19 protein-coding genes are annotated in these 21,812 nt (G+C 49.5%); 2 read left to right on the top strand and 17 right to left on the bottom strand.

Annotated elements, in window-relative coordinates; all coding sequences use genetic code 11:
* Positions 1–13: 13 nt before the first annotated feature.
* The 7 genes from AC27K1_RS21135 to parE form a co-directional block, all read right to left on the bottom strand.
* Entirely contained in the window at positions 14–919 is a 906-nt protein-coding gene (locus tag AC27K1_RS21135; protein WP_487152776.1) for a GNAT family N-acetyltransferase, read from the bottom strand.
* 346 nt (positions 920–1,265) lie between these two features.
* On the bottom strand, positions 1,266–1,679 hold the full coding sequence (locus AC27K1_RS21140) for a pyruvate formate lyase family protein (protein WP_487152801.1): 414 nt from the start codon (positions 1,677–1,679) through the stop codon (positions 1,266–1,268).
* A 190-nt stretch (positions 1,680–1,869) separates the two neighbouring features.
* Positions 1,870–3,723 (bottom strand): C2H2-type zinc finger protein, encoded by a 1,854-nt coding sequence (locus AC27K1_RS21145; protein ID WP_487152777.1) that lies wholly within the window; start codon positions 3,721–3,723, stop codon positions 1,870–1,872.
* A 177-nt stretch (positions 3,724–3,900) separates the two neighbouring features.
* Positions 3,901–4,155, bottom strand: a complete 255-nt coding sequence (tnpA, locus tag AC27K1_RS21150; RefSeq protein ID WP_487152778.1) for an IS66 family insertion sequence element accessory protein TnpA — start codon at positions 4,153–4,155, stop codon at positions 3,901–3,903.
* Between the two features lie 121 nt (positions 4,156–4,276).
* Complete coding sequence (locus AC27K1_RS21155; protein ID WP_487152779.1) at positions 4,277–4,894, bottom strand: retron system putative HNH endonuclease; 618 nt, start codon at positions 4,892–4,894, stop codon at positions 4,277–4,279.
* Positions 4,878–6,257, bottom strand: coding sequence for an AAA family ATPase (locus AC27K1_RS21160; protein WP_487152780.1), 1,380 nt, complete (start codon positions 6,255–6,257; stop codon positions 4,878–4,880). Before AC27K1_RS21160 ends, AC27K1_RS21155 begins: the two co-directional genes overlap by 17 nt.
* A gap of 329 nt (positions 6,258–6,586) precedes the next feature.
* On the bottom strand, positions 6,587–8,476 hold the full coding sequence (gene parE / locus AC27K1_RS21165) for a DNA topoisomerase IV subunit B (RefSeq protein WP_487152781.1): 1,890 nt from the start codon (positions 8,474–8,476) through the stop codon (positions 6,587–6,589).
* Positions 8,477–8,758: 282 nt separating this feature from the next.
* On the opposite strand from parE, the gene AC27K1_RS21170 reads away from it, so the two are divergent.
* The gene (locus AC27K1_RS21170) at positions 8,759–10,159 is read left to right on the top strand and encodes an EDR2 domain-containing protein (RefSeq protein ID WP_487152782.1); all 1,401 of its coding nucleotides are present in this window, start codon (positions 8,759–8,761) and stop codon (positions 10,157–10,159) included.
* On the opposite strand, the gene AC27K1_RS21175 is transcribed toward AC27K1_RS21170, so the two are convergent.
* The 8 genes from AC27K1_RS21175 to AC27K1_RS21210 form a co-directional block, all read right to left on the bottom strand.
* Entirely contained in the window at positions 10,149–11,279 is a 1,131-nt protein-coding gene (locus AC27K1_RS21175) for an EDR2 domain-containing protein (protein WP_487152783.1), read from the bottom strand. The genes AC27K1_RS21170 and AC27K1_RS21175 overlap by 11 nt on opposite strands.
* 331 nt (positions 11,280–11,610) lie before the next feature.
* Positions 11,611–12,486 carry a hypothetical protein gene (locus AC27K1_RS21180; protein WP_487152784.1) on the bottom strand — a complete coding sequence of 292 codons (876 nt, stop codon included), beginning with the start codon at positions 12,484–12,486 and terminating at the stop codon, positions 11,611–11,613.
* A gap of 317 nt (positions 12,487–12,803) precedes the next feature.
* A complete protein-coding gene (locus AC27K1_RS21185) occupies positions 12,804–13,286 on the bottom strand; it encodes a GNAT family N-acetyltransferase (RefSeq protein ID WP_487152785.1) in 483 nt (160 codons plus the stop codon).
* Positions 13,287–13,487: 201 nt separating this feature from the next.
* Positions 13,488–13,901: a PaaI family thioesterase gene (locus AC27K1_RS21190; protein ID WP_487152786.1), complete on the bottom strand. Its 414-nt coding sequence runs from the start codon at positions 13,899–13,901 to the stop codon at positions 13,488–13,490.
* A gap of 21 nt (positions 13,902–13,922) precedes the next feature.
* Positions 13,923–14,558 carry a LysE family translocator gene (locus AC27K1_RS21195; protein ID WP_487152787.1) on the bottom strand — a complete coding sequence of 212 codons (636 nt, stop codon included), beginning with the start codon at positions 14,556–14,558 and terminating at the stop codon, positions 13,923–13,925.
* Between the two features lie 70 nt (positions 14,559–14,628).
* Positions 14,629–15,093 (bottom strand): DUF3291 domain-containing protein, encoded by a 465-nt coding sequence (locus AC27K1_RS21200; RefSeq protein ID WP_487152788.1) that lies wholly within the window; start codon positions 15,091–15,093, stop codon positions 14,629–14,631.
* Positions 15,094–15,198: 105 nt separating this feature from the next.
* Positions 15,199–15,852 carry a class I SAM-dependent methyltransferase gene (locus tag AC27K1_RS21205; RefSeq protein WP_487152789.1) on the bottom strand — a complete coding sequence of 218 codons (654 nt, stop codon included), beginning with the start codon at positions 15,850–15,852 and terminating at the stop codon, positions 15,199–15,201.
* A gap of 453 nt (positions 15,853–16,305) precedes the next feature.
* Positions 16,306–19,026 carry a tetratricopeptide repeat protein gene (locus tag AC27K1_RS21210; protein ID WP_487152790.1) on the bottom strand — a complete coding sequence of 907 codons (2,721 nt, stop codon included), beginning with the start codon at positions 19,024–19,026 and terminating at the stop codon, positions 16,306–16,308.
* Between the two features lie 812 nt (positions 19,027–19,838).
* On the opposite strand from AC27K1_RS21210, the gene AC27K1_RS21215 reads away from it, so the two are divergent.
* A complete protein-coding gene (locus AC27K1_RS21215) occupies positions 19,839–20,030 on the top strand; it encodes a hypothetical protein (RefSeq protein WP_487152791.1) in 192 nt (63 codons plus the stop codon).
* 284 nt (positions 20,031–20,314) lie between these two features.
* Here AC27K1_RS21215 and AC27K1_RS21220 read toward each other — a convergent pair whose 3' ends face one another.
* Complete coding sequence (locus AC27K1_RS21220) at positions 20,315–20,968, bottom strand: MBL fold metallo-hydrolase (protein ID WP_487152792.1); 654 nt, start codon at positions 20,966–20,968, stop codon at positions 20,315–20,317.
* Between the two features lie 77 nt (positions 20,969–21,045).
* Positions 21,046–21,810 carry an SDR family NAD(P)-dependent oxidoreductase gene (locus tag AC27K1_RS21225; protein ID WP_487152793.1) on the bottom strand — a complete coding sequence of 255 codons (765 nt, stop codon included), beginning with the start codon at positions 21,808–21,810 and terminating at the stop codon, positions 21,046–21,048.
* Between the last annotated feature and the right edge of the window lie 2 nt (positions 21,811–21,812).

The following is a 21,812-nucleotide window of genomic DNA, read 5'->3' on the forward strand; positions in this document are numbered from 1 at the left end:
TAGGTGTATACAGTTAGGAGCAATATTTAACCCACTTGTCATCACCCTGTTTTTTGAAATGACATTTTCTCAAAGAAAGAACTGCTGGCTGGGTTGAAGCATACGACCTTAAACCCCGGTAGTGAGTTGCACCAGTTCTATGATGTTTTCCTAAGGGTCTTGTAGCCGCTTCTATTATCGTACGGATTTGATCTGGAAATTGAGAAATATATTGGCTTGAAAAGTGCCGAGTATCTTCTGTCACTTCCTGAACCTCTCTTTCCAGTTTATCTGCATACACTTGTCCAAGATAAAAACGGGAGATTATCTTCAATGGGGGCATGATTCTTTCTTTATGTTCAGGCAAGGACGGCATTAGCAGTGTTTGTTTTGAGAAAGACGCATAAAGGCTAAAAACACCCTCCAATGCTTCTGTACCATAACCCCTTCTACAAAAAGGCTGGGAAATGTGTCTGTCAATTTCCGATAACCCGTGATCATCAATTTTCGACGTCTGGAGCATGCCTATACATTGATTAGCTTCTCTTAAAAACCAGATTCGGGTAAAAAAATCTCCTCCTTGTAACGTTATCGTCAGAAGACTTTTAATGATGTCGTCGGGTGTGTTTTCCGGTATATCCAGTACGGTCCAGTGACTTTTTTTTGATGATAATTCTGCATTCAGACGTTTTACTAATGCGCACTCCTCATCTGTTAGTTGAGGATGTGTTAATTTTAAGCGAGGCGTTAAAATTGTTGCTGTATGACGATATAAATCTTTCCAGTCCATATACGATAAAACATCTTTATTAATCCCGCCTTGTGTTGCCTTCCCCTCTGTTTCAGATACTGTTTTCTCATAAGCCTTTACTTGTTCAGGCTCATCATGGTCTGCCAGGCTACAGGCTTTAAGCGACTTTTCTACGTTGGAAATATCCATATTCATACGTCCTGAAGAGTTATCATCAGCCGGGTTAACTTTCCACAGCGACTGTGTGCAACTCAGAATGAGCTGGATTCCCCGGAACCCGCTCCTCAATAGTGTATTTCTTTTGAATGGCTGTGTGTAAAAAGTATCAATTTAAGTGTTAACAACCAGGCAAGCACACCTGACACCTTGCTACTCAAGTGGCTAGATTGACCGACGACTGAATACCTGAAAAAAAGCCGGGGGCACTGCCGTGGGATGACCAGCCGTTGCTCCAGCGTTAGTCGCTAAAACCTGATCTTACAGACACACCCTGAGAGATAGCCCACTGTCCCATCAAGCCTGAACTCACCCATTTTCAGTAAAAACCCATAGGATGCTCCCTAGCATAACCGGAAGGTTGCTTATGATGATGTCTTCCTGACTGTCGATTTGATCCAAAACAACAAAGTCTCGGATTTTCCTGCAGCGGTCGCACCAAACCCTTATGATCCCGCTGTTTCAGGTATGTTTGCGCCTCAGCTTTTACGCCATTGACACCCTTGGTGAACAGGATGATGTCGTATCCGGGCCTGGTATCACCGCCGCCACTGGTATGGTGGCAGGAGAGGTCACTGATGCAGGCATCAGTGGAAAACGACCACAGACCGGCATCGCGAAACTCGGCTTCACAGGCTTCATCCAGTGACCTTCCTTCCCGGAACGGGAAGATTTCATCACGAAGCCAACGCCAGGCGGTGTCCGGTGAAAACGCACCGGCACGCGGTGATATGGCTCGTAATTCTTCCTTGCGCTGGCGTCCAGATTGCCATGCTTATGACGGTCGTTAGACAGCACAATGGGTATCATTTGTCGGGAATTTCCGGGGCAAGGCTTTTTGGCGCAGCGCATGAAAACGCTGGGTCTGAATGGCCAGGGATGGGAGAGGGGTACTGAAGGGAAAAGAATCAAGATGACGGATGTCATTTTCTGCCCTGTGTTCTGTTTTTCTGTTTTTTCTGGTTGGGCTTTTCTTTGGTGTGGGTGCGTTGGTGCCGGTTCAGGTTGTCTATACGGGCAAAGGTTTTGTCACACTGAGCGCACTTCTTGAGATTTACACCGTGCGCCTTGCCTTGATGCCGGGCCAGGTAGTCACTCCGGGCAAAGGCGTCGCCACACATATTGCACGTATATTTATTTATGCCGTGCGCCTTGCCTTGATGCTGGGTCAGGCCTTTGTTCAGGGCAAAGGTGGCGTCACAGAGCTTGCACCGATAGTTCTTTATGTTGTGCTCGGAGCCTCTATGAAGGGTCAGGCTGGTATTATTATTAAAGGAGAGGGGACACAGATCGCACTTATAGAACTTATCGCCGCGGTGGCAGAATTGGTGCCGGGTCAGGTGGAATTTACGGAAAAAGATTTTGTCACACTTATCGCAATTATAGGTATTTATGCCGTGCACCCTGCCTTGATGCCAGGTCAGGGAGTCTCTTATGGCAAAGGCTTCGCCACAGCACTTGCACCGATAGTTCTTTATGCCGTGCGCCTTGCCTTGATGCCAGGTCAGGTCGCGGTTCATGGCAAAGGTGGCGTCGCAATACTTGCACCGATAGTTCTTTATGCCGTGCGCCTTGCCTTGATGCCGGGTCAGGCTGTGATCATAACGAAAGGATAGGTGACACAGCTCACACTTATAGGGTTTATCGCCGGTGTGTGTGCGTTGGTGCCGGGTCAGGCTATTTTTCGCGGTAAAGACGGCTTTGCACCGATTGCACTTAAAGGGCTTTTCGCTGCTGTGGCAGTGTTGGTGCTGGGTTAGGTCGGCTTTAAGAGCAAAGGCGGCTGGACACTGATTGCACTTAAAGGGCTTCTCGCTGCTGTGGCAGCGTCGTTTGTGCAGGCTCAGGTAGGCTTTAAGAGCAAAGGCGGCTTGACACTGATCGCACGTATGGGTTTTTTCTTTTTTCTGTACCACTTCAGGCGAGTGGCTAGTATCAGGACTTTGGCTCTTCTCAGGATTATTTTTGCCAACGCCTGCATCGTCCTCGGACAAATCGTATTCCTGGCGCGACATTTCCCAATACTTTTTACCGTAATCAAGCCACAGCGTCTCCCCTTGTTTGATCTCAGCGATTGAAACGACCAGCACCAGCCATCGCCCCGAATCCCAGTGTTCAATGAACGTCAGGTTAGGCTGTCGTTTCGAGGTCGGTTGTTTCGAGGTCGGTTGTTTCGGGGACTGCTCTTTATAGGCTGTGTTGGCGTTGATAAGGGTTGTGATATTGCCACAATCATACCCTGACAGGAATATTCCCCCGGGTAGATTGATGGAATAACAGTCAATCACATGCCGGGGAGCACCCAGCGCCATGGCACCCTCCTCATACTGTCTATCTGTCTTGAGTCTACCGGCATAATGCCCCATTAATCTCCACGGATGGATATCACAGGCGGCAATCACGCCTCTCTGTCCTTTCAGGTCCGGCTCCTCAGACCCGTCACAGAACTTCTCTTCCATACGCTGATCAAGGTATTCGGCCCTCTTGTCATCGTTCAGTGTTTTGTAGTTCTTGATCTCGTCGTTTATCCTGCCTCTGACCCATCGCGGCACACGGGTGTGCTTCCAATAGGTCAAAGGTCTAGGCGCCGACTCTTCCTGTTTCACTTCGTTACCTTGCAGCCAAAGTGGTGCCTTGTTATCCCATTTATGCTGCTTCAGGGTTCGGGTATGTGTGACGCTTTCGACCTTCACGATAATCGCTTCACCCCCGTTATCCGGGCTGGAAGCTGATGGGCTGGCCTGAGGGATTGTTTTGGGAAAGAGTGGGTGTACCATATTGCGTTTCTCAATAACTACCGGCTTATTCTGTCTGACTCCCGGCAGCAATCGATTTTCAGTTTTAACCGATTACGTAGACAATGGTTATTACGAATAATTCCTCCCTGAATCACTTTCAATCAGTAAACGCTTGGGGAACCCCACCCGGCACCCATTGTACGAGCGATTGACCTGTCAGTTATGTTTTTTCACAACAAGGAGGATCATGGTCTGAGAGATTATTTGATCAATATTTTTTTTATGCATCCTCCCTGTCGGCCGGTCAGGATAACCCGCATCCGGCCAGTTGAACTGCCCTTTTTCCAGACGCCGGTAGTAACCAAAGGCCTTGATAGAGAGACTATGTTTACGGGCGTAATCGGCCTGCGACAAACCGCTCTTGCGCCAAGCCACTATGTGCGAGAACCAGAAATCACGTTTGGCGGGCATATAACCTCCAGACTGAGCCGGTCCCTGCATCCGATCAGCCCGGAGTTCCGTTTTTTTTTTCGTTGTTCGGTGTTCTTGCAAGAACGGCAGGCCTGCGGACAGAGAAACGAATGACCAGGCCTCAACGCACCACAAGCGCACAGTTTGTTAAAATGTTGACCAAAACCGGGCTGAAGGGCCTGAGAAGTCCCGCCTCTTCCAGTTGCAGGTCATGTATGAGTAGTTGCGCTAAATAAGGTTCGAGTTCCTGATCGGCAGGGCCGTAAAACTCAAACATCAAGGCTTCTACTATATTCCTTCGTTTGTCTTTAAGTGCCCTGTTATCATCCAGGGCAAGTACCCTGATACTCTCCCTCGCCCGGTCAGTCGTTCCTGTTACCCGGCCAGACATATAAAAGCGCAACTCTGTTTCACATTCATCCATCAATGGGGTGAGAGGCAATGCTTGTGAGCCATGGGCGTTATCACACTGATGTGGCCTGGTGCAGGACGCCACCATGTTTGTGAAGTCAAGCTGACGACCAGGATTTCGATCCCTGGCCTCAACATGCTCATTCATGCTGTTGCTGGTATCAATACGATCACAACAATAGGCGCAAAGACCATATTGTTCTTGTATATTGGCGTTCTTGATTGCAGCCCGTACATCTTGATCCAGGTCGCTATAGTTTTTTCCCTGGTTGCGGCGCTTCCATCGGGTGAATCGTTCCGGCTCCTGACCCTTAACGATTTTTCTCACGACGTAATTCCAGCTTTCTGATTAACAGGTCAGCTTTTGTCAGCTCAATGTTGCTTTTTGGCAAAACCTGCTTCAAGGATTCAAACTGTTGTTTGGCCTTTCCCAGGTCACCGTCCTGAACAGCATCAAGCAAATCATCAAGCTGTTTTTGCACAGCTTCATTACGATAGGCGCTGTCCATGCCTTGTGCCAGTGTCTGGTTCGCATCCAGTCCGTAGAGGCTTTCCATTGTTTTAAGACCATTGTCGTCAAGTGCATAACAGAGCACGTTCTGCACGCTATTGATGACCAGCGGCGAATGCGTGGTTACAACAAACTGACAATTTGGAAAGGTCTTTGTCAGGCGCTCAAGCAGCGATGACTGCCATTTAGGATGAAGATGAAGATCGACTTCATCGATCAGGATGATACCATCGCCGGTCAAAGGGTTGGTTAAACTAGGGTTCATCATGGCAAGGCGACGGGCAATGTCACCCACCAGTGCCATCAGGGATTTTTCACCCTGTGACAGTTGCGCCACGTTCAGTGTTTCGCCCTCTTTGTCGATGGCCATGTGTAATCGGGGCTTACGTTTGATACGCAGCCCGGAAAAGCCGGGCATAAATTCACTGATTGCGGTTCTGACAGCCGTCAGCTGACGATCCCTGGCTGACGCCTGGAATTTGGCAAGTTTTTCCCAAAAGGGGTCATTGCTGTCATTATCTAACGACTGTAGCAACCTGTCATAAACCTCCTGGGGAATGCCTGACTCATTCTCGACATCTTCCCTTTCCCGAAACCATTCAAAGAACCGCCTGAAATCGACACCTTGATTCAGTGAATTATCATAGCCATCAAGCTGTGTGAACGTGTGCTTTGTGCGAACTTGCAGTGGTATATCAAGAACCACACGTTCTACAGGATAAAACGCTATGAGAGGCAGTGCGGTTTTATCATCCTGTGACAGAAGGGTTCTGTAGTGATCAGCCAGCCTTGAAACGTCAGTCAGCTGTGTAGAACCATTCGCTTTTTTGCCTTTCCGTGCTTTCACTAACGACCAGTGAAACAAGGCCTCTGCTTCATCCCCATTGGGGGAGATCTTTTGACCGCAGTCATCCATCAGTTCCAGGTCAATGGAAGCCCAGTTTGTCCCATTTTTGATGATGTCTTCCTGAATGGGGCTACCATTGCCTTTCTCACTGCGAATGCGTGCGACAAGCCAGCTGAGGGATGTCGCCAGGCTTTTCAGGAGAGAGGTTTTTCCGGCGCCATTATTACCCAGTAAAACGGTTATGTTCGAGGTATGCTCCCCGGTAGGAGCCAATGGCACGTCAATGGCAGGGAAGCGACCGACATTGGTTATCTGAAACCTTTTAATTTCCATGTTAGCTGGCTCATGGCTCCTGACTGTCTGATTTAAACAGACTTCCAATCTTACTCTCAGAGAAACAGGTTTGCTTCAGGGATGACCGTATGAGTTTAGTATTCCCCAGTTATACAATGCATTTCTCTGCGCCTTTTGATTCTGTTTTATCGTCATAGTTCCGTTTTGGATTCTGTAAGCGTGTATTCTGCAAAGTGAAGCATGTGGCAGAAGAAAGAGGGGGAAAAGGTTTAGACCGCTCTCTTTCAAAGCTTAGAGAGCGGTACTGCATGATTAATGGATAAACCCCGGGTTCAAAAAATGCTCCCGTTTATGGTTTATCCGAAAAATCAGGCGATCTCCACCAGGTTACCCTTAGTCTCCAGCCATGACTTCCGATCCGACGCCCTTTTCTTAGCCAGCATCATATCCATGATCTGCCGGGTCATGAACATATCCTCGTTGGTCAGCTGCACCAGGCGACGTGTGTCCTGCGACATAGTGGTCTCACGCAGCTGCAGCGGATTCATCTCGCCCAGACCCTTGAAGCGCTGCACGTTGATCTTGCCCCGTTTCTTCTCGGCCTTCAGGCGCTCCAGCACCCCTTCCTTTTCCGCATCATCCAGCGCGTAAAACACTTCCTTGCCAATATCGATCCGGTACAGCGGCGGCATGGCCACGTAGATATGGCCCTTGTCGACCAGCGGACGGAAATGCTGCAGGAACAACGCGCAGAGCAGGGTGGCAATATGCAGGCCGTCAGAGTCCGCATCGGCGAGGATGCAGATCTTGCCATAGCGCAGGCCGCTGATGTCGTCGGAACCCGGGTCAACGCCCAGTGCCACAGAAATGTCGTGTATTTCCTGGGAGGAGAGCACTTCGCTGGAATCCACTTCCCAGGTGTTCAGGATCTTGCCGCGCAGGGGCATGATGGCCTGGTATTCCCGGTCGCGGGCCTGCTTGGCGGAGCCGCCCGCCGAGTCCCCTTCCACCAGGAACAGTTCGGTACGGGAAACATCCTGGCTGGAACAGTCCGCCAGCTTGCCGGGCAATGCCGGGCCCTGGGTGACTTTCTTCCGTGCCACTTTCTTCGCTTTGCGCATCCGGCGCTGGGCGTTGCTGATGCACAGTTCCGCCAGCAGTTCGGCCAGGTCGGTGTGCTGGTTCAGCCAGAGGCTGAAGGCGTCCTTCACCGCGCCGGACACAAATGCAGCGCATTCCCGGGAGGAGAGGCGTTCCTTGGTCTGGCCAGAGAACTGCGGGTCGGCCAGCTTGGCGGAGAGCACGTAGCTGCACCGTTCCCAGATGTCGTCCGGCGAGAGCTTCACGCCCCGGGGCAGCAGGCTGCGGTATTCGCAGAATTCCCGCATCGCTTCCAGCAGGCCGGTGCGCAGGCCGTTGACGTGGGTGCCGCCCTGGGCGGTGGGAATCAGGTTGACGTAGGATTCGGTGGTCAGTTCACCGCCTTCCGGCAGCCAGACCACGGCCCAGTCCACGGCTTCGGTTTCGCCGGTCAGGTTACCGGTGAACGGGTGCAGGGGCAGCAGTTCGTAACCTTCGCAGGCGGCCTTCAGGTAATCGACCAGGCCGTCTTCGTAGTGCCAGGTGGTGGCGTCACCGGCGATCAGGTCCTTGAATTCCACCTTCAGGCCGGGGCAGAGCACCGCCTTGGCGCGCAGTACATGCTTGAGCTTGCTGACGGAGAATTTGGGGGAATCAAAATACCCGGCGTCCGGCCAGAAGCGAACCGTGGTGCCGGTGTTGCGCTTGCCGCAGGTGTCGATGATTTCCAGCTCGGTGCGCTTGTGGCCGTCGGCAAAGCCGATGGTGTACACCTGCCCGCCGCGGCGGATGGTGATGTCGAGCTGCGTGGACAGCGCGTTCACAACAGAGACGCCCACACCGTGCAGGCCGCCGGAGAACTGGTAGTTCTTGTTGGAGAACTTGCCGCCGGCATGCAGGCGGGTGAGGATCAGTTCCACGCCGGACACCTGGTGCAACGGGTGGATATCCACCGGCATGCCGCGGCCGTTGTCGGTCACTTCCAGCGACTGGTCCGGATGCAGGATCACGGTAATCTCACTGGCGTGCCCCGCCAGCGCTTCATCGACACTGTTGTCGATCACTTCCTGGGCGAGGTGGTTGGGCCGGGTGGTGTCCGTATACATGCCCGGGCGCTTGCGCACCGGGTCAAGCCCGCTCAGAACCTCAATGGATTCCGCTGTGTAATCGTTACGCATGGTTTCCCTGTACCGAAGTCAAACCTGTAATGCCTGCCGACCGGTGTGATGTGGGTCGGTTACTGCAAAATATCACAGTCTATCAAAAAGGGGCGCGTGGGGTTATCCCCTGTCTGTGACAAGGTTATTGGGTTGCTGTGTCAATGTGTTAGACCGGTTTTACATTGAAACCCTGCACTACCCATTTTTAGCCATAACAACATTGTAATGGGGGTAAACGAATGGAGGGATTTGTTGTCTAAAACGCCTGATACTAAAAGTTAATGTTTAACGGGAAACCTTATGGCCTCACCTCCGGGCAGTCCGGGGAGCGACACAGACAGTTTTGTGTCGGCCAGGTCACAGTTAATAACTGGTGATCAACCCAAAAGCTGTTTTCAACGTTTCGTCAAGGTTATTGATAGCTGCATAGACTGTTTCGTTAACGCAATCGTGACAGTCTATAACTGTGTCCTTGGCTTGGTCATTTTCTGTGTGCTTAGTTGTCGATCGATTGAGCCTGTGCCTGCCGATCAACTCTATATGCAAGGCTCAGATGCCGAAAGTCTGGAGGGCTCAGAAAGTGAATATGAATATACTGAAGACGATGAATCCGAGCAGGAAGCAGTGTTTTTCGAACCTATGCCTGGCCTGGGGACGCGCGCTGTTGGCCGACTAAAGGGATGGTGGAATTGGATTACTCGAAAGCAAGCGCCTGATGAACCTGACCTACCTGATGGAGAAGCACCTGTATCAGGGGATGAACAGCCCTCAACATCAACGCCGCCTCGACGCAGGCGAAGGCGCCTTCTACCAAGGGAGCCTGCGCGTTTGAAACACTTGTACCCGCAACAATACTGGGATGATCAGATGGGACCGGTGATGGTTCGTGGTGATGATTATGATGAATCAAGAAAAGAGCCAAAAATACCGTCGGCATCCCCTGTTTTCAAGCTTGAAGGTGTTCAGCTGTTTTATACAGGTGATAATCCGGTTTATTTTGTCACGGAGTATGAGCAAAGTCTGACGGCTCAGATATTTAAGGATGAGGCTCGGCGAAATGTTGCTGATAAAGAGCAGCGTGAATTGTTTGTCGTCAGTTTTTCTCTCTATCGGGCAGCTTATTATACATTGTCTATCACCTTCTCTGCTTCCTGTGAAGAGATTCAGGCGTTGAGAGGCACACCTTTTGGCAACTTATGGGAGCCGTTTAAAGCAGAGGGAGACGAGGGAGATGAATTTAGAAACAATCGCTTTAAGGTCATACCCAAAATGGCGGCTAAGCCAGGTGCATCATGGTTACTCACTGTTCCCCTGAGTAGGGCAAAGGTTCCAGCTATTACCGCTCGTAAACTCAATCAATTCTATAGGGTTGAAGATAAATGCCTGGAAATTTGTTTGGATGCAAGTAGTGGCTTCATTGGTAGCATTGCTCAACAGGTTATGGACATGTCAACGGATATGGATGAAGTGGGTTTGAATTTTGTCATTGAAGGTAAACCGCAGGGGGATGAGCAGCCCAGGCAATTACCAGAGCGGGTTGCCGCTGCAGTCAGGCTCAAAACCCCTGACCTGAGCAAAGCCAGAAAACTGGATATTGAGAAAAAAAGAGTGTTGCCTGAGCCTCAACAGACTGAAATGACTGCGGATGTCGATGAGCCCGAAAGGGAAATGCCTGAAGAGGACGCGCCCGTCACAGGTTGAGGATTCTGCGGTAAACAGCCCAAAATCCTAACCCGACAGCATCCTTTATCTGTGTCATAAGGGGGGCTTGCTGATCCTGGTTGCCTGGTGGAGCGGGTTCGTCTTCCGTGGCTGTCGCCGGTTCAGCATCTGCTGCATCCAGATCAATAAAGTCATCCTCACCGCGGAGGGGAATATTTTCCATTTCTATCCCACAGAGGGGAATTTCGGATTTATCTACTTCAAGAATCCAGCTCAATTGAACGTTGCAGTATGGTGCGTCACTCAGCAGAGTAGCAACATACCGGCTTGGATCATACATACGCGAGCGCCCCGGTATGGCGGTTGAAACATCCATGAGCACTTCCAGGTACTGATTGTCGCTGCCACAGAAGTAGTCTTGCCGGGTTACGCCGCAGGCACTGAACAGGGGTCTTGAAAAACGGTTGATGCCAAAAGCATACACTCTTGTTGTATTGCTGGTTTCCCGCTGGTAAGCCGGTACGTAAGCAAAGGTTTTTAGTCGTTTATCCCTGGCGTCCTTGTCATAGTGCATCACGAAATCATAGAGCACTTCAGCACATTGCTGTTTGCTGAACAGGTCGTCATTTTCCGTATTTTCATTGATAGCCGCTGATGCATAGTGGTCTTTTAAATCTCTGAAACTACGCTCGTTTGAAAAACAGGCAACAAAAGAGCGGTAATACGGTGAGTCTTGATAAGGGGGAAGAATATACTGGATAAATATATTGGATCCATTTTCATCTAATAATGACCGGAATGTAGCACGTTGTGTTTCAAGGATGTTGTTGAACTTTTCCTTGTATCTGGATTTGAATAAAAAGGTTTTGCTGAGTGTATACAGTGTTTCCGCACGAGGGACTTTCGTACTTTTGTTTCCTCTTATGTAATTTTTTCCCCTGACCGTCATGGGTTTCGTGCCTGCAGGAAGCTGCCTTGCATAGTGCCTTTCCGCGTCAAATTCAGGGTGTGCTATCCCCGAGGGAATTAACGCTTCCTGAGGCAGCTCGGGTGAAGCAGGAGCGACAGGCTCCTCGCGGGGCTTCCTGCAACAGATTGATCGCTGGCAGAGCTTTTTGCAGAGCATAGCGAAGGCAAAACCGCAGAATTTCAGATACATGACCAGTTTCCAGCACACGCGCCGTACCTTCCGGCAGAATGTGTCAGTATTACTGTCTACGTTGTCAGGGAGGTCTGATGGTTGTACAGCTGCGCCGACATCAACAGGGGGAGGGTCAGTCATCGTTAAGGCGCTACCAGTTGGCTGCTCAAGAGGGACGGGGGATTGTGGTAGCACGCGTTGAAACCTGACTGTTAGTTAATTTGAACTCAATGTTAGATAACCTTGTGAGGCCAAAGTTCATGGCGTCAGTCGTTTTATTGCATGAATTTCCCCGGGAGCCGTAACGAATTATCAATCAGGGTTAACAAGGGCAATTTAGCGGGCAATGTCAGGAGGGAGATCTGGCTGGTTGCTGAAGATCAATTGGGAGGGTAGGCATGGAAAGCGGTGGACAATTTTGTTCTTTTAGCCAGGTGTTGACATCATCCAGATAGTTGTCGAAGTGTCTTTTGGGTCGATAGTGTTGGTAATCTTTGGTGTTTTGGATGTGGATAAGTGTGTACAGGCGTTGCATACCCTGCTCGTCGTTGCAATGTTTGGCCGCAAACAGGCTAATAAGCAGTGACTTGGTTAATACTTTTTCATCTATAGCTTTATTCATTGGATAGTGCACTGCCAGTTCAGCCAACTTCAGGAATGTACACATCAGGATATCTGACTGGTAGTAGGTGATGAACTCGTTGATGGTCTTAAAAGCACATTGCTTCCTGTGATCACTGATATCTTCCCTGAACTCTACGGGAAACCATTGCCAGCTCCAGCATTGAGTTTTCTCCTGGTTTGTTATGAGATCCTCAAAAGGGTCAGGCCTGTTTCTGGTGTGTCTTTCCTGGTAAATGTGCCATAACGTCGCACTCCAGTCATCGGGCTTTGTGTGGAGCAGACTTATTGATTCTGTACCGGAGTTTGGCTGACTCTGGTTGGTAGCTGGGGTAGCTGGGGTAGCTGGGGTAGCTGGGGTAGCTGGTGTAGCTGGTGTAGCTGGCTTGATGAGTGTTGTTTGTCGTGTATTGATGGGGCGCTGAGCTGGCGAGTGCTTCTGGTACTCGGGATGCTGGATCAGCAGTTGCCTGCATCTTTCCTTGCTTTGAAGCAGGCAACAGATTCTGCCAAGGGCAAAAAGACATCGACATAGGCTGGCCCGGCAACCGGTTGTCAGTGACCAGCTGTACAGTGATAGTGAGAGGCGCTCGTTAAATGTCATCAGTTAATTGTATTTCTCATTGCATGCAGTCCTGCATGTCATTGCCTTTGCTGTCTCGGTTAATTGAGTAACTTAAGGCATTAGAACATTGGTTTTGCAGGAAGTTGCAGGCTTTTTGGGGGGGAGTGCAGACTTTAGTCTAAAGGGGGGATATTCCTCCCTTTCTGATGAGTGGACGGTTTTTATCTGATCTTATCCAGTACCGCCCTGGCTACTGCTCCGGAGGAAGCCGGGTTTGGCACCGGTGTCGCCAAGCTGGTCATGAGAAGTGAGCACCATCAGAATGTTCATCGCGGAGTCTCCCGGGTAAAGGCGCGTTACAACCATTTATACATGACGAGTGCATCAACGTAACCCTCTGTGGGGTGGTTGAAAGCCCTGGGCAGGCAACCCACGGTTTCAAACCCGAGCTTCTGCCACAGCCGGACGGCGCCGGTATTGGTGGATGCCACAAAATTATATTGCATGGCTTTATAGCCCATTTCCCGGGCGACGGTCAGGGAATGTTCGCACATGGTCGTTGCCAGGCCGCGACCGCGGGCGGCAGACGACACCATGTAGCCGCAATTGCAGACATGGTCGCCGGGACCGGCCTGGTTGGTCTTGATGTAATAGGTGCCGAGGATAACGCCATGCTCTTCCACGACATAGGTTTGCCTGGGGACTTCCATCCAGAGTTTGAAAGCCTGTTCCCGGTTGGTATCGGTTGGGTAGGCGTAGGTATCACCCGCCTGTACCACTTCATGGAAAATCGGCCAGATGGCGTCGAAATCGTTGCGGTTTGCTTCCCTGATCTTCATGGTGATGGTGCTGTCTGCCTGAAGGGTTCTGTTTGATCAAATCAGGTGGCTCTTCCGGTTGTCAATGCAAAGGCCTAATCGGCACGCCCGCGAGCCGTGGCTGCCTGACTTGCCGCTTCATAATCGTAAGGCACTTTCACAAAGGCTGTACGCCAGCCAGCCGTTGTCTTTTCCACAATGGCATGTGTTTTTTTCCGGGATCTAGCCTTTCGGTTCTATCTTGGTAATGGTGCCCTGTGCGATAGCGACCAGGTGCTCCTTATCGTCCTTCTGTGCAAAGATCTCACATTGGCAAACAGCCTGTCGTTTACCGGAGGAGATGACCTTCGCTTTCGCGATCAGTTTGGAGCCAGTAGCGGGGCGGAGGTAATTGATCTTGTATTCTGATGTGACGCAGTTCATCAGCAATGATCCGCCGGCAAAAGTCAGGGCATTGTCTGCCAGGTAACTCAGTACGCCGCCGTGTACGAAACCGTGCTGCTGTTTGAAGTGATCCTGGACGTTCAGGGAGAGGGTAACGGTGCCCGGACCGAGTGCGTCCAGTTCGGTTTCCAGGAACCGGCTGAAGGGTTGGGTTTTCAGGATATTGCGACCAAACTCGGTGAAATCGTTCATTATTCTACCTCTTGGGAACGATCAGGCGGATGCCCGTGTACTGGACAGGATGAGACCGGCGCTGACAAACACACCGCCGGTAATTTTGTTGAAGAAACGGGCCCTGCCAGCCTGCATCAGCCAGCGGGACGACTTTGCACCCAGCCAGGCATACAGCAACAACCAGGACAGTTCGAGTACTGCAAAGGTGATGACAAACACCAGGTATTGCGAAACCAGTGGTTCAGATGTCGCAATGAATTGAGGAAACAGCGCTGTGAAAAAGACAATCGCCTTGGGATTGCTGGCGCCGACGATAAAACCACTCAGGAAAAGGCTTTTGGGGGAGCGTCGGGCACCGGGGGCCTCATCGGCGTTGATGTCGTAATTTTCCTGCGATGAGGTAAACGCCTTGATGCCCAGGTAAATCAGGTAGGCCGCACCGATCCACTTGATGGTATTGAACGCCAGCTCCGATGTGGCGACGAGTATGCCAAGACCGGTGAACGAAAGCGTCATAATCCCTGCGATGGCGGTCAGGCTGCCCAATGCCGTATGAATGGCGGATTTGAAACCGCCGGTTACCGAGGTGGTCAGGCATAACAGGACGCTGGGCCCCGGGGAAGCGGTCAGGACCAGGACGGCCAGTGTGTAGTAGAGCCAGGTGTCCAACGTCATTGCATACTCCTTAACATTGTTTGAGCGTCGTTTTCCCAGGCATCAATGACCCGGGAGGCGCGAAGCCTTTTCAGGCATATTCGGTATCAGGAGCAGGAAACGGTTGGGCAAATGTGAAAGCCGCGGGAGAGGCGCCTTTTGTTTGCAGGGTTTCCAGGGCGTCTTTGGCTGAGGTAATGGACGGTATGTGTCCTTTGGGAATCCACCACAGTGCCAGCGTGGGGCCGGCCATCTTTTCAAACCAGCTTTTTTTGTTTTTCAGGACGGTGAGGTGATCACCGGAATAAACATAGCGCTTCAGGGCATTGAGTGATTCCCAGACCGAGATATTGACGATAATGCGCTCATCATCAAAGACCTGCAGTGCTGTAGCGTCACCGTCGTCGGTTTGCAGGCGCCAGACAAACCCGGGACTGTTATCCGCCAGTGCATTGATGGCGTCGAGCTGGTCAACAAATCCTTGCATGACCGGGGTGTCCAGCGGCGCCCTGGCAGTGGCGATGTTGATCTGGGCGAGATGGTAAGAATCCGACATGCAACTCCTGATGTTCTTGTTGTGATGCATTGCAGTATTTCCTGCTGCAGGTCTCGCCAGGCAAGTCCTGTGCTGACGGTTTCAGGGTGACACAATCGCGGATTATTACATGATTGCTTTAATGATCAAGGCGTCGATGGGAATTTCCAGTTCATCAAACAGTTGCATGCCTTCATCGTAATAGCTGGAATCAACCTGCTGGAAACCGCTGGCCAGCAGAGAGGCCTTTATTTCATCCAGGGAACGGATATGGAAACCGTAACGGGTATAGGGAATGGCTTTTAGGCATTGGTCAGAGCGAACGCCGAAAACAGCGCGGCCACCGGGTTTGAGCCAGCTGGCGATCTTCCTGAACAAGGCATCCAGATCGTCGATGAAGTAGAGCACATTGACGGCCATCACACCGTCAACCGAATGCTCACTAACCGGTGCGGAAAAACTGTCGTCGGTGAAAATCGTGACAGGGCTGGCCCCCAGGCCCGAAAGGTTGTTCAGGGCCTGTTCCACCATTTCGACTGAGGGTTCAAGTGCAATATATTCACCGTTTTTTTCCAGGGCGCTAATGAGTGGCCGTGAAAGCAGGCCATTACCGGGGCCGATTTCAACAATGCGTTCCCCCGCGGTTGGCGCAAGAGCCTCAAGACTGCGTTCAGTGATAAACGCATTGGTTTCGTTCATCTTCCCGGCAATTGCCATGCCCTCTTCTCCGCTGGGGCAGGAGAGCTGAATGGCGAGTTGCTGGAGTTCCTGATTGTCCAATTGTGTGACCTGGTTAAGATTCTATGGTTTGGGCATGGTGGGAACGAGATGGTCTGAACGTGTCTTCAAGGTAACGGTCATCAGCCCTCCCAATGCTGAAAACAACATCTGACATTTGACCATACTGCGACCCATCAGTTCAAAATAAGCATTACGAACACAAAGAAAATAGAATGGAACTTCGGGTAGCTCTATTTTCATGCAGCAATGAATGTTTACCGGTGATTCGGCAGGAGACAGCATATTGGCGATGATCTGTTTCTGCTACTCACCTGTTTTTTTGTCATGCAGGTACTTCTCTTTCTATCTCTTCTTTTTTGTTTCGCTACCTGAGGGCTGTAATCATCAAGTCCGAGATTACGTGTTAATTTGCGGCAAACGTTCTTTTGTCTACATCAAGCGCCTGATAGCAATAGCGTGTAGTGACAGCCCGCTTTAACGCAACGCAAGAAACTACAACCGTTGTCCCTTTGCCGGTTTTGTGGGATGTTTTCTTTCCGGATTGATATTGTCGGCACATTGGTAGCAACGTTTTGCCACCTCATGGTGTCGATCTTCAGGCTTAATCGTGTCTTTTCGTTTCTTATAATCTTCCGAATCATACCAATCATCATCATAAAGATGGCCTATTGAGGATAGTACTGAAGCCAGTTGTACACGAAACCGTTTGGCACCCTCCTTCAACAGCACATCCAGATTATCAGAAGACAATAGTTTTTCTTCTGGATTATCAAGCCAATCATCCGGTAGGTGAGTAACCTGCCAGCCTTCTTTAGCAAGGTCCTTGACGGTATTTTCCAGGATGGCCAACGCTTTAGCCCGAAGTTCAGATTTTATTATTCTGACGGGTTTGTTCTGTTCCTTTGCCAGTTTTCTAAGTGAATAATAATCGTAAGCCTGCATGCGCAATACCCAGGCTTTCCATTGGTTATTATTCGCTTTCAGCACTGAATTGGTCTGTGTCGCTAAAAAAGTATCAAGAGCTTGAATGACTTCCTCATAATTACTCTTGAAATAGTAAAGCTGACTGATCATACGGTGCAGTTTGACGCGCTCCTCCTTGGTTTTCGTCATTACACCTTCGACATCACTCTCCTCAAACATTGACGGTACAGAAAAGGCGCTCGCTTCCGGCGTTGGTTCGGACTGCCGGGTAAGCATCTGCTCCATTTTTGGCATCAATACCGTTTCAACCTTGGGCTCGGGTAATGACTCCGGCGCTACAGGCATTTTTGGAGCCGTAGCTTTTTGTTTATGCCCTGATGGGGCTTTCTTACCACCACGTTTGCGCTTTCTCGCTTTCCCTTTTCCATAGGATTGTTGGGTTTCAGCTTCAAGCTGAACATCTTGGCCAGGTGTCGGCTGTTGATCCGCCAGGTCCTGCATCCATGCCTGAACCTGTATAATCAGGGGATCGGTATCACCAACCCCCTGTGAACAGATATAATCGTAAAACGACGTTAAACTTTGATGAGCTGTAGAATACTGACCTAGTTTTTCCTGAATTCTTGCCATAGAGCGCTTTAGCTCTTTATATGTATTCGCTTTGGTAGAAAGATAACTTGCCGCGGTACGCAGCGCTTCTTCTTTTTCTTTTTCTTTATCCGTTATCCTGTCAGCTTTACGTTCATAGAGAAAACCAAGCAGAGAACTAAAGATGGATAGTCTTATTTTATTTTTTGGCAGCGCTTCCAAGCGTCTAATTGCTGTCTCCTCCTCATTTTTGGCAATATCTGACAGTGCCTGCAAAACAGATTCGTCGACCTTGGAATAATTTTTCATCCGTTCAGCTTTATCCTTATAACCATTAGCAAAATAGAAAATGGCCCTTTGGGTAGCGATTACCTCTAGTAATGGGTTGTCATGTCTTGCTTTTTGAAATATTTCATCATGTAAGACATCTACTTCATGTAAGGTTTTTTCATCGCAGGGGTACAATTCTCGCAAGCATTCCATCGCTCGCTCTGGATTTTTATCATAGGGACGCCGTCTATAAAAAGGATTCGCTGACAAATCGAGATCTTGACTAATTCTGATGAAAAAACTCAATATGGTATATTCTGATGCTGATTCAACAATCTGATCAAACCCTTCAAAATTTCCGGTGTTAATATACCGAATAATCAGATTTATAAATGCCTTTTGTTTTTTGGTTTCTGTTATGCTTTTTTCATGCAGTTGCAGGGCAAAGGGCAAGAGCAATGTCTCTCGTTTTTCATTATTCACACCACCCCATGCTGCAGCAATCATAGTCTGATGAGTTCTTTCTAACATAGCATGTTCAAATAAATAATGAACATTGTTGTTTGTCAGTAAGCTTATCTGATCCATGAATGAATTGAATATTTTTCTTCTGTTTTTGTTATCCTCTCTAGTTAGAGTACCCCTGAGCATATACGGATAAAAATATTGTGCATCCACATGGGCAGAATAAACAAGATGAGTTGTATAACTATAAGCTAACTGTTGCTTTTCAAAAGCTCCGAGTTTTTCGCTTGTCAAAAGGTGATTGAATTCCTTTTGCCTGTTTGAGTATTTTTCAAAATCCGGATTATTCTTTTCACGCTCACCCAAAAGGCTATCGACTTTATGGTGAAGTAAATGATATTCAAAAACAGATAACCGCTCTTCCGTCTCATCTTTGTATTGATGAAAACAGTCGCTTAATTCTGATTCTATTTTTTTGCAGGATTCAAGTGTCGGCGCAGTGCTTAAATCACATGATGCAGCTCTAAGTAACAAAAAATCAATATCATTAAACGTGTCAGTGAGTTCCTGGTCAGTAAATTTCTGTCCTCCTATCTTCTTAAGGTGGATAAGCTGAGTACGCAATGCCGCCTCTCTGAATAATGAGACACGTGTTACTGCGACTTTATTTTTTTCTTCTAAAGTGTCCAGTCTACTTTGAACTGTAGCAGCAAGCTCTGAAGGGTTGAGCATTTCTTCATCAAACACCCGGAGTGCCTGTTCATCAGTGCTTGAACTTGCCGTCAGGTTGTATTGCTCAACAAGGGGATCGACTATTTTGTCGGCTCTTCTTGTAAACAGCCCTCGCTTGGGTGTGGCTCCTGCGGATGAGGGGAATACTGACGATGGGCCTGCTGCACCTGAATCTTGAGAAGGTCTACGTTGCGATACTGATGCTCCACTTGCTATTGGTCTGGATGCTTCCATGATCTGTACTCCAAAAACATTTTGCCGCTAATCTGATTCATTCTCTTGATTGGTGCCTATGCTTTAAGTACCCAGTCATAAATCATCATCCATTGTCGCAATGAATGTATGCGCCAAGGCACCCCTTGCTGGTATAAGCTATGACCTGCCTCTTATCAGGAAGTTCAGGCTAGGATGCAATCCATTCAGTCTGCCCCAGGTGTTGTAAGAGCAAACCTTGATAACTGTACAGAAGCCATCCGAAACACCGCAGCAGAAGGATCGATGTCATTCTGAATAGTCTCGAAGATTTTGCGGCTAACGATATTCGCCGTACTTGCACCGTTGACAGGAATACTGTCTGTAGCTGGTTATTGGTTTGGGCGTTGGAAGGAATTCCCGGTTTCCTTTAACCCTACTGGCTCGGTCGCCCTTGCATACTGGTACCGATTGATGTGAAAGGTTGGTAGAGCTGGTAAAGAAGAATCCCGTCAGATAAAAGCCTTCAATGCAAGGCTGGATCCGGAAACAGGTAGGAGCTTCTCATCGCGAACGGCGATGGGCACGCTGAAAACTGAATTTGACGTATGAATGATGCCGTCGGTTGAGCAAATAGACGCTTTTTGAGGTTTTTTGATGCAGAATCACAGGGGCAGTAAGTATTCTTGCATTTTTTGATGAACCCTGATTCAGGCTGATCCGCAATTGCTTTTATACGGGGTAGGGGACTGGTGAAACGCTGCCTATTGTCTAGCCTCCCTTATCGGCGGATGAATGTACAGGGTTTCCTGAACCGAAGCTGTGAGTTGCCTTACTCTGCCATAGCGGGACAGATGACCAGTGATGGAGTCATTGCAGCTTGCGATGATTTTATTGAACAGACATATTGCGACAAGCCATGCATCATCGTGATTGATAACGCTTCTATGCATATCAGCCGGTTATGTCAGGATGTGCAGGATATCTGGGGAGGGAAGAATCTGCATATTGTCAGGCTGCCACCTATTCGCTATAGCAGCGCCTGATCGAAATCTTGTGGAGAATGGTTAAGTCTTACTGGGTAAATATGTCAGTCAATGCTGGCGGTGAATCGCTGTAAAGAGGATATAATGCGAGTACTGGATGGCTATGGTACCAGATATGAGATTTTCTGATTACTGAATAATCATGGTATTTGCCAGGGCTCACGTCTACCCCTCTGGCAATAACCCTATCAAGCAACCGTATGTTTAAGGCTCAAGTGATTATCCGGCTGTACTGTTTAATGCCCTCGTCTTTATCACTTCGGTAACGACCTTTATAGAGACCATTATGGTATTTCTGAACCTGTGGATTCACGAAGGCTATGGATCGTGTCATCTATAGCATGAGTCCACTCATCCCGGCTGACTTCACCGATAGCCATTTCTCCAACCGAAGCGCTGCATAACACGACATCCGGTTGCAGTTCACGCAGTTTCATCAAGCTGTGAGCAAGACGAGATGAACAGCCGCCCTGATCAACCATGACATAGGTCGACCATTGCGCATCTGACAGGAAGAATGTGTCGCCAGTAAATAAATACGTCAAGCCGGTGGGGGAGCGATAGAGGTAAGAAAAACCGCCTTCTGTATGGCCCGGGGTCGGAATAGCAACAAAGCCTGAAGCCAGGGTTGTGATGCCTGAAAGCGTCAGGCTGACATCCCGTTGAGAGATATAGGGGGCTTCGAGCCGGTCGATACATAAGCGGGGATGATAGGCCTCGTTGATCAACTGCAGGGAGTCACCGGCTTCATGGCGATGGCTGAGGCACTGCAACCTGACGCCGCCGAGTTCCCCCATCGCCTGGATGTCGTCAGTATTACTGGTGTTATAAACCAGGATATTGCCGTTATCATGATGAATGAGATAGGCGTGGGTATTCACATCGGGAAAAGGGTTTTCCAATGTGGTTTGCCACAAATCTTCATAGCATTGCTGCATGAAACAAGCCTCATTGACCGCCTGATTTGAGCATAGTTTGCGCTCAGGCATCGCTTCCCGATAGACTGCGGTTGATGCTAATCGTTCATCATTTTTTTCGTGATGCCGGCAACGACAGGTTTCGGTAGTATGCGCGCCAGTCGAATCAGCCACCGAAGTGAAAAGGGGAACAGGTAATCACGTTTTTCTTTTTCCATGGCATACACCATGTGTTTAGCGGCTGTTGTTTCAGAAATTTCAAACGGGGCAGGGATACCATCATCTGATACACGCTCAGTGGCAACGAACCCGGGATAAAGCGACAGGAACCTGATATTCCACGGGGCAAGTTCAATACGACAGGTATCCATTAGAATCCTGCCGGCGGCCTTGGCTGCAGAGTAAGGCCCTTGCCTTGGCAGGCCGAGGAAGCCGGCCAGTGAATTGGTATGGGCAATCAAACCCCGTTTCTGTTGCTTCATGACCGCAATAACAGGTAACAGGCTATAGACGAGCGTGTTGTAGTTAATCGCCATGTTATGGAGCACCGGCTCTGCAGCCGTCGTTGCCATATCGAATGACGGCCCGTCACCGACATTGATGAGTGCAGCGTCTAGGGTGCCGAAGGTCTTGACGGTCAAATCTACGGCGTCTTCCATCGCTTCTGCAGACAGAGCGTCAGCAGCTATAGGCAGGCACTGGCTGCCATTGCGGGTGATCTCTTCAGCCAGTGATGTCAGCAGGGGTTCCCTGCGGGCAAGTACGACAATGTTGTTATTTCTCAGGCTTAACAGCCGTGCCACCTGCTTTCCGATTCCGGAAGAGGCGCCTACGATGAGTATGGTTTTGTTGGTCAGATCCATGG

Source organism: Kistimonas ophiarachnellae (assembly GCF_057552235.1).

Coding starts and splice junctions, on each gene's coding strand:
- AC27K1_RS21175 (WP_487152783.1), bottom strand. CDS start 11,279: ATGTATCTGAAATTCTGCGGTTTTGCCTTCGCTATGCTCTGCAAAAAG.
- AC27K1_RS21145 (WP_487152777.1), bottom strand. CDS start 3,723: ATGGTACACCCACTCTTTCCCAAAACAATCCCTCAGGCCAGCCCATCA.
- AC27K1_RS21195 (WP_487152787.1), bottom strand. CDS start 14,558: ATGACGTTGGACACCTGGCTCTACTACACACTGGCCGTCCTGGTCCTG.
- AC27K1_RS21160 (WP_487152780.1), bottom strand. CDS start 6,257: ATGGAAATTAAAAGGTTTCAGATAACCAATGTCGGTCGCTTCCCTGCC.
- AC27K1_RS21170 (WP_487152782.1), top strand. CDS start 8,759: ATGGCCTCACCTCCGGGCAGTCCGGGGAGCGACACAGACAGTTTTGTG.
- AC27K1_RS21180 (WP_487152784.1), bottom strand. CDS start 12,486: ATGACATTTAACGAGCGCCTCTCACTATCACTGTACAGCTGGTCACTG.
- parE (WP_487152781.1), bottom strand. CDS start 8,476: ATGCGTAACGATTACACAGCGGAATCCATTGAGGTTCTGAGCGGGCTT.
- AC27K1_RS21190 (WP_487152786.1), bottom strand. CDS start 13,901: ATGAACGATTTCACCGAGTTTGGTCGCAATATCCTGAAAACCCAACCC.
- AC27K1_RS21220 (WP_487152792.1), bottom strand. CDS start 20,968: ATGCAGCAATGCTATGAAGATTTGTGGCAAACCACATTGGAAAACCCT.
- AC27K1_RS21200 (WP_487152788.1), bottom strand. CDS start 15,093: ATGTCGGATTCTTACCATCTCGCCCAGATCAACATCGCCACTGCCAGG.
- AC27K1_RS21185 (WP_487152785.1), bottom strand. CDS start 13,286: ATGAAGATCAGGGAAGCAAACCGCAACGATTTCGACGCCATCTGGCCG.
- tnpA (WP_487152778.1), bottom strand. CDS start 4,155: ATGCCCGCCAAACGTGATTTCTGGTTCTCGCACATAGTGGCTTGGCGC.
- AC27K1_RS21225 (WP_487152793.1), bottom strand. CDS start 21,810: ATGGATCTGACCAACAAAACCATACTCATCGTAGGCGCCTCTTCCGGA.
- AC27K1_RS21215 (WP_487152791.1), top strand. CDS start 19,839: ATGACCAGTGATGGAGTCATTGCAGCTTGCGATGATTTTATTGAACAG.
- AC27K1_RS21210 (WP_487152790.1), bottom strand. CDS start 19,026: ATGGAAGCATCCAGACCAATAGCAAGTGGAGCATCAGTATCGCAACGT.
- AC27K1_RS21135 (WP_487152776.1), bottom strand. CDS start 919: ATGGATATTTCCAACGTAGAAAAGTCGCTTAAAGCCTGTAGCCTGGCA.